Annotated in this window: 4 protein-coding genes; 3 read left to right on the forward strand and 1 reads right to left on the reverse strand. The window is 64.6% G+C overall.

The window, feature by feature from the left end; translation table 11 throughout:
- Window positions 1-328: 328 nt before the first annotated feature.
- From guaA to VNH11_34435, 3 genes are all read left to right on the forward strand, one after another.
- The gene (guaA, locus tag VNH11_34425) at window positions 329-1,909 is read left to right on the forward strand and encodes a glutamine-hydrolyzing GMP synthase (protein ID HVA51490.1); all 1,581 of its coding nucleotides are present in this window, start codon (window positions 329-331) and stop codon (window positions 1,907-1,909) included.
- Window positions 1,910-2,096: 187 nt separating this feature from the next.
- Window positions 2,097-2,840 carry a Uma2 family endonuclease gene (locus tag VNH11_34430; GenBank protein HVA51491.1) on the forward strand — a complete coding sequence of 248 codons (744 nt, stop codon included), beginning with the start codon at window positions 2,097-2,099 and terminating at the stop codon, window positions 2,838-2,840.
- Window positions 2,841-2,984: 144 nt separating this feature from the next.
- On the forward strand, window positions 2,985-6,260 hold the full coding sequence (locus VNH11_34435) for a secretin N-terminal domain-containing protein (GenBank protein HVA51492.1): 3,276 nt from the start codon (window positions 2,985-2,987) through the stop codon (window positions 6,258-6,260).
- A gap of 163 nt (window positions 6,261-6,423) precedes the next feature.
- Here the strand turns inward: VNH11_34435 and VNH11_34440 are convergent, their stop codons facing one another.
- Complete coding sequence (locus VNH11_34440) at window positions 6,424-8,046, reverse strand: DUF6798 domain-containing protein (protein ID HVA51493.1); 1,623 nt, start codon at window positions 8,044-8,046, stop codon at window positions 6,424-6,426.
- Window positions 8,047-8,154 lie beyond the last annotated feature (108 nt).

Here is an 8,154-nt window from a genome sequence, read left to right on the forward strand (position 1 = left end):
TAACGCTTTGATTGTGGTCGATGGCCGCGGATTTGTCACCTGCGCGATTCTTCGCAGCTTCCAGCGACGCATGGGCTGCGGCGTAGGGTGGGACCAGCGAGCTTGCGAGCGCCGGCCCACCATTCCAAGGCGTCGGGTTTCAGGCGTCAGGCGTCAGGACAAACAACCTGACGCCTGATGCCTGTCGCCTGTCGCCTAACGATGGTGGGCCGGCGCTCGCAAGCTCGCTGGTCCCACCCTACACTCACCCGGAATCGACGACGGACCGAGCACTAGCCGTCGCTCGGCATCGGACCTTATAATCCGTGCTTTTGCCCGCTAGCTTGAAATGGCCGATATCGAAGAGCGCGAACAAGAACCGGGCCGGCTGGCCGACGAAAAAGTGCTGGTGCTCGACTTCGGTGCGCAGTACGCGCAACTGATCGCCCGGCGGGTGCGCGAACGGCATGTCTATTGTGAGATCGTGCGGCATACGATCACGGCCGAACGCGTGCGGCAGCTCGCTCCCAAAGGGCTGATTTTTTCCGGCGGGCCAGCCAGCGTCTACGAGCCGGGTGCGCCGAAATGCGATCCCGATCTGTTCCGCCTGGGCATTCCCGTTTTGGGCATCTGCTACGGCATGCAGCTCGCCTGCGAGGTGCTGGGCGGCGCCGTGCGCAGCGCCCCTGCCCGTGAATATGGCCGTGCCGCACTGACGATCGGCAACGCCGACGACCTGCTCGCCGGCCTGCCGACGCAAACCGAGGTCTGGATGAGCCACGGCGATCAAGTCGTTTCGGTCGGCGGCGACTTCGTGCCGTTGGCCGCCACGCGCACCTGCCCCATCGCGGCGGTCAAGCACGCCTCGTTGCCGATCTACGGAGTGCAGTTCCACCCGGAAGTGACGCACACGCCGCTGGGCGGGCAAATGCTGGGCAACTTTCTGTCGCGCGCCTGCGGCTGCCACGGCCGCTGGCAGTTGGGCGACTTCGCTCAGGAGGCGATCGACCGCATCCGCCGGCAAGTCGGCGACCGTCGCGTGTTGTGCGGATTGTCCGGCGGCGTCGATTCGTCGGTCGTCGCGGCGCTCATCTACCAGGCCATCGGTCCGCAACTCTCCTGCATTCTGGTCGATAACGGTCTGCTGCGAAAAGAGGAGGAGGCCACCGTCATTCGCGAATTCTCGAACCATTTCAAGACCGACCTGCACGTGGTCAAGGCCGAAGACCGTTTTCTGGCGACCCTGGCCGGCGTCACCGACCCGCAGGAGAAGCGCCGCCGCATCGGCCGGGCATTCATCGAGTGTTTCACCGACGAAGCGGCCAAGGTCGAAGGCGCCGAGTTTTTGGCCCAGGGCACGCTCTATCCCGACGTGATCGAAAGCGGGGCGGCCGCCGACGGCCCGGCCGCCACGATCAAGCTGCACCATAACGTGGGCGGCCTGCCCGAAGACCTGTCGTTCAAGCTGATCGAGCCGTTGCGAGACTTGTTCAAAGACGAAGTGCGGCGTCTGGGCTTGCAGCTCGGCTTGCCGGAAGAGATCGTCTGGCGGCATCCATTTCCGGGGCCGGGCCTGGCGGTGCGGTGCCTGGGCGAGGTGACGCGAGAGCGGCTTCAGCGGCTGCGCGAGGCCGATGCCGTCGTCGTGGCCGAGATCAAGGCCGCCGGCCTCTATCGGCAAACGTCGCAGGTGTTTGCCGTGTTGTTGCCGGTGCAAAGCGTCGGCGTGATGGGCGACGCGCGGACATACGAGGACGCCATCGCCGTCCGCTCCATCGACACCGAAGACTTTATGACGGCCGACTGGAGCCGGCTGCCCTACGATTTATTGGCCCGGATTTCGACCCGCATCATCAACGAAGTGAAGGGCGTGAACCGCGTGGTCTACGACATCAGCTCCAAGCCGCCCGCGACGATCGAGTGGGAGTGAGAAGCCGTCCGAAAACTCTCGTGAGGCGCCCGCCGGACAAACGGGATGCCGCCGTTCATCGGCGGCGCCACGATTGACACCTGCCGCCAAGCGGCCAACAATCAGGTTGTACTAGCGATGCCGTATCCGCCACCCTCAACTGAGGGTAAAAGTCCGCGTCCGCCCCGCCATCTGGAGCGCGATCATAATGCATCTGACCTCATCGCCTCCGCCGCCCAACGCCGATGCGGACAACTTCTATCCTACTGGAGACGGTCGTCCCATGGCCGAAACCCCGGTTCACCGCCAGAACTTGACGAACTCGATCGAGGTCTTGGGGCTCTGGTTCGCCGACGACCCCCTGGCCTATGTGTCGGGCAACATGTTCATCTACTACGAGCCCGGCAACCGGCTGAAACACGTTTCGCCCGACGTTTTCGTGGCGCTGGGCGTGCCGAAAGACAAAGAGCGGAAAGCCTACTACGTGTGGGAAGAAGGCCGCGCTCCCGATCTGGTCATCGAGCTGACCAGCGCCAGCACCCGCGGCGAAGACACCGGGGGCAAAAAATCGCTCTATCAGGACGTTCTTGTCGTTCCCGAGTACATCTTGTTCGATCCCTACGGTGAATACCTCAAGCCGGCCCTACAGGGTTTTCGGCTGCGGGAAGGCAAATACGTCGAAATCCCGCAGGTCGGCGGTCGGCTGCCCAGCGAAGTGCTCGGTCTGCACTTCGAAGGCCACGGCAAGGAGCTTCGGCTTTACGATCCGACCACGGGCCGCTGGCTTCCCACGCTCCTGGAACTACAGGCCCAGACCGAGGCGAAACTTGGCGAGACCGATGCCCAACTTCGCCAGACCGCCGCCGAGCGCGACCGCGCCACCGCCGAAGCGGAGCGTCTGGAAAAAGAGCTGGCCGAACTGCGGCAACGTCTAGGTCAAAGCGAAACGTAATTCGCGTTGCAATCTGGCGTTCCAACCGGCCGATGACTACAATAGCGGAGTCGCGCGGGACGACGTGGACTTGCTGTCGCCTCACTCACGCAGCCCCACTGCGGGGCTGAACTGAGCGTCGCCTTTTTGCCGAAGGGAAAACCCATGCGCTATCGCGTCTTGTCCGTGCTCGCTCTGTGTGCCGCGACACTGCTGGCCGCCAGCGATGATGCCCGTGGACAATTTCGCGGTGGGCGGCGACGAGGTGGCGGCGGCGATCCCTACGGCCGAGATATGCAGGCGCCGCCTGCGGTCGAAACGAAAAAGTCCGAAGAAGAGAAGAAGGACGAAAAGGCCGACGAGAAAAAGGATGACGAGAAGAAACCGGAGGAAAAGAAGGACGAAGGCCCGCCACCCATCCAGCGGCCGCTCGAACCCGACCGGCCGCCCGACCCCTCCGAGCTGACAGCCAAGCCCGACAAAGACGGCAAAATCTCCTTCAGCTTCAACGGGCAGCCTTGGCCCGCCGTGCTCGAATGGCTGGCCGACATCTCCGACATGAGCCTGGAGTGGGATGAAGCGCCGGCCGGATATGTGAACCTCACCACGCACGGCTTCTACTCCGTCGACGAGGTCCGCGACATGCTCAACTCGTATCTGCTCAACAAGGGCTTCACCGTCCTGCGCAACGGCGAAGTGCTGATCGTCATGAACCTGAAAAAGCTCGACTACAGCCTGGTGCCGCGCGTCAGGCCCGACGATCTCGATCAGCGGGGCACCTATGAGTTGGTGCGGACCTTCTTCGATCTCGATTGGTTGGTCGCCGAAGCGGCCGCCGAAGAGATCAAGCCGCTGTTGAGCCCCTTCGGCAAAGTCACGCCGCTCAAAGCCACCAACCGGCTCGACGCGATCGACACGGCCGGCAACCTTCGCCGCATCCGCGAGCTGTTGAGCGAGGAGCAGTCCAGCAACGGGCAACAGCGGCTGGTGCGCGAGTTCAAGCTCCGCTTCACGCGGGCGGCGGAGGTGCTCGACACGCTCAACACACTTTTGGGCATCGAGACCAAGCAAGCCGCCGCTCCCGTCGACCCGCGACAACTGATGCAGGCCATGATGATGGCCCAACAGGGCGGAGGGCAGGCGATGCCGCAATTGGGAAAGAAGGAAAACACCGTGTTTTTGGCGGTCAACGCCCGCGAGAACAGCATTTTGGCCAACGCTCCGCCCGACAAGATAGGCGTCATCGAGCAGGCCATCGAAGCGGTCGATGTGCCGCAGGGCCGCGGCAAAGGCCTTTTGGCCGACGCCCAGCGGGTGAAGGTCTACCGCTTGTCGGGTTTGCAGCCCGAAACGATGGTCAAGGTGCTCAAGGAGCTGGGCAGTCTCGATCCCACGACCAAGCTGGAAGTCGACGTCAAGAAGAACGCGCTGATCGTCTATGCTCCGCTGGCCGACCATCTGTTGATCACCGACCTGGTCGAGCGGCTGGACGGCGCCAGCCGGCGATTCGAGGTCATTCAGCTCCGCACGCTGAGTGCCGAATACGTGGCCGGATCGATCCTGACGCTGATGAACGGCCCGGAAAAGCAGAACGAAAGCGGCCGCTCTCGCTACCCTTACTACTTTTTCGACAGCGGCAGCCAGCAGCAGCAGGACAGCACCGACAAGTTCTGGGTCGAGGCCGACGTGGAACGCAACCGCCTGTTGTTGCGGGCCAACGACGTCGAGCTGACCGAAGTCAGGGCGCTGCTGGTCAAACTCGGTGAGATTCCCGCCGATGAGCGCTACGGAACTGAGACGCGCGTGGTGCCCGTGGCGCCCAATGAAGAAACGCTGGAGGCCTTGAAGCAGATTCAGTCGGAGTTGGAGAATCCGCTGCTGATCGACATCAATCCCAGCGCGCTGCAATCTCGTCGACGGTCCAAGAATGCCGAAGAGGAGGAACCGGCCAGCGGCCGCCGCCGGGCAGCGACTCAGGAACCGATGTCGGCGCCGGGCATGGGACCGGGAACGGGACGGGGCTCGGGCGAGCGACCCCAACGCCGTGAGCGCGGCAACCGTTCCACGCAGCAAACCCGGCCGGCCTCGCGGTTTCGACTGGCTCAAGACCGGGTAAGCGTGGAATCTGAGGAAGAAGACGCAGGCGTTGGGCAGGATGAAGGCGCCGGGGCGGACGAAGGCGTCAGGGGCCCAGAGGGCGCCCCGGCGTCAGGCGTCAGGGAGGACGAAGGCGACGCTGCCGCGCCGGCCGATGCGGAAAAGGGCGAGGCGCCGGACGCCGATGCGGAGAAAACCGCGTCGGAACCGGGGGAAGCCGCTATGGAAGAAGATACGGGCGACGAAGCGGGCAGCGAGCAGAAGCCCGTCGCGCCTGCCACCGAAGAACCACCGTCGAAGAAAGGCACGTTGCCGCACGACGACGAGCTGCCGGCCGAGCCGAGCGAATTGCCGCGCCGCGCTCACGCGCCGATCCGCATCAAGCTCAGTCCGCAGGGGTTGGTGATCTCGTCGTCCGACCCCGAGGCACTCGACCGGCTGGAAGAGCGGCTCAACAATATCATGCCGCCCAAGACCAATCACGAGTTCTTTACGCTCAAGCACACCTACGCCAAAGACATGGTGCTGCTCTTGAAGGACATTTTCAAAGCCGAGATGGGCAAAGACTCGAACAGCCGCACGGAGGTGTTCGACATGTTCTGGAACGGCTACCGCGGCGGTTCCTCGGGCCAGCAGACACGCAACACGCTGTCGCGGCGGCGGCCGTTGAGCTTCGTGGCCGATCCGGTCACGAACACCGTGCTGGTGCAAGGCGCCGACGCCTCGCAATTGGCTGAGATCGAAGACTTGATCGAGCGCTACGACCGCGCCGAGCCGCCCAATTCCGAGTCGGTCCGCCGCACGATGCGCGTGCCGCTGCGCTATGCCAAGGCCAAGGAGGTGGCCGAGGTGATCAAGGACGTCTACCGCGACCTGCTCAGCCCCAACGACAAAGCGCTGCTGGCGAATCAGCCCCCACAGCAACCGGGCCGCGAGCGTGGCGGTGGCGGCGACAACTTCTATTCGGCCATGTTCAGTTACCTCACCGACGACCCGACGAAGTCGGAGATCGTGCCCCGGTTCAAAGGGATGCTTTCCGTGGGCATCGACGAGCGGGCCAACGGCGTGGTGATCTCGGCTCCGCAGATCATCCTCACCGAGGTGCTCAAGCTTGTGGGCGATCTCGACCGCGACGCTCGTCCCTCGCGGTCGGTGGTCCGCGTGTTGAAGGTCCGCAATCCGGGCACCGCGGCCCAAGTGCGGCAAGCCGTGGCGGCCAACAAGGTCCAAACGGCGCCGGCCGCAACCACCCCGGCCCCAGGCACCACGGATTCGAGCAGTCCAAGCGGCCAGGGGCGCGCCGGCAGGTTCAGCGGCACGGGCGCGCCGGCCGCATCTCGCTAACGCGTTTGTAGGGTGGGACCAGCGAGCTTGCGAGCGCCGGCCCACCACTGAGAGGCGTCAGGTTTCAGGCATCAGGCATACTTCCAAATCGCGACTGACGCCCGACGCCTCATGCCTGGTATCGGTGGGCCGGCGCTCGCAAGCTCGCCGGCCCGCCCTACGCTCACTCCAGCCGGTAAACGGCGTACGAGCCGTTGGCATATTCCCGAGGTAATTCGATCGTCGGCTCAGACTCGACCACCAGGTAGCCGGCCCTGTATTTACGCCCCAGCTCGCGCAGCCGATCCGGCGACCGCTCGCTGAGCGAGTCGTGCCAGCGCCCCTGAAACGCGGGAAAGGGCATTCCGTAAATGTCGACCAGCCGCTGCCACCAGCGGACCACCGCGACCGCGTCCTGCGGCAGATCTTTCCAAGAGACCACCTGCCCGCGTTCCGCATACCAGGTGAAGCTTTGTGCCATGCGGGGCGTGATCGCCAGCGCGTCGGGCGGGGCGTGGTCGGCCATCCACTGGCACACTTCGCGCCAGTCGTCGTGACTGAGCACCTTGCCCGACTTGTCGGCACGCGGCGTGTTGGTGAAGAAATTCCATGCGGCGTAGTCGTCGCGGGCGTAGACAAGCAATGTCAGGCAGATGAGCGACCAAACGGCGGGGCGCCCTAACACTAACCCGAAGCGCAAGCGAGGCAAGTCGTCTTTTCCTCCTCGCTTGCGCTTCGGGTTGGTGTGGGCCGAGGAATAATCCGGGTTAGGCCCGGCGACGACGTGCAGTGCGATTCCGACCGGCACCATGACGTCGGACAGGCGGAACCAGTAGTACCGTAAAATCGCGGCGGCGGCCTCTGGGTAGTTCGCCGTCGCCAGCGCCAGCAGCAGCCCCGCCAAGGTGATTGCCAGTGAGCCGGTGACAAACGAGCGGAGACGTCGCAACGCGGCGTTCTCGGTCGCCGCGCGCGTCAGCCCAAGCCAGACCAGCAACATCAGCACGTATCGCACGAGAAAGGGCCAGCGGAACGATTGCGGCACCAGGTGGTGCGGAAGTCGCCGAAAGACATAAATGTCGTTGGCTTCGGCGACGATTTGCGGTTCCGCGGTCCAATTCAGCGCCAGCGCCGGTGCGATGCCGGCCAGCGCCAGCGCCGCGCCGGCAACCATGCCCGGCCAGAGTTGCCGCAAACGAGGAGCATCGGCCGAAAGCAGCCAACAAACGGCCGCCGCGGTCGCCGACCAACCGCCGACGAGCACGTGAAAGGCGGACGCCCCGCCCAGCAGCACGAGCGCCAGATTCCAGCGGTCCGTCACCAGCGATGCCAGCGCGGCGAACACGAGCGCGTAAGCCAGTCCCTTGGCTTCGAAACCGCCCACGACCCACTCGCCCGCCAGGTGGCAGCCGACGTTGAATGTCAGGAAAATCGCCGCGGCCAGCGCCGGCCGGCCGCTGCGCCGCACGACGCTTCGGCACAACCGCTGCCAGGCCGCGGCCAACAGCACCCAGGTGATGAGCCGTCCACACCAGGCAAACTGGGCAAGCGAAAGCCAGCGAGTCAGCCAGCCGCAGGTGAAATAGAACACCAGGTGCGTGTCGGCCGATTCGAAGAAGAAATCGTGGGCCGCCCATTCAGGGTCCCAGAAGTGCCGGGCCTTGCCCAGGTAGTGCGGTTCGTTCACGTCCGGCGCCGGCCAGGCGGCCTGCAGCGCGAACACCGCCAGCACCAGCGCCACATCGGCCAGCGCAAGCCAAACTACGGGCGGTGGCGGCGTTTCGGTGCTTTCGCTGCGGGCGGTCATGCGGTTTGCTGGGGGCGGTCTTACAACTATATCGCGACGGCCAACGAACGTAAGGTGGGCCAGTCCCGGCGCGCCGGGACGAGCGCCGGCGCATCATCGTTAGGCATC

It is taken from the genome of Pirellulales bacterium, from assembly GCA_035533075.1.
In the GTDB taxonomy this organism is placed as follows: Bacteria; Planctomycetota; Planctomycetia; order Pirellulales; family JAICIG01; genus DASSFG01.

Excerpts from the sequence above, each read along its gene's own strand:
- VNH11_34430 (HVA51491.1), top strand. The coding sequence starts at position 2,097 with ATGCATCTGACCTCATCGCCTCCGCCGCCCAACGCCGATGCGGACAAC.
- VNH11_34435 (HVA51492.1), top strand. The coding sequence starts at position 2,985 with ATGCGCTATCGCGTCTTGTCCGTGCTCGCTCTGTGTGCCGCGACACTG.
- guaA (HVA51490.1), top strand. The coding sequence starts at position 329 with ATGGCCGATATCGAAGAGCGCGAACAAGAACCGGGCCGGCTGGCCGAC.
- VNH11_34440 (HVA51493.1), bottom strand. The coding sequence starts at position 8,046 with ATGACCGCCCGCAGCGAAAGCACCGAAACGCCGCCACCGCCCGTAGTT.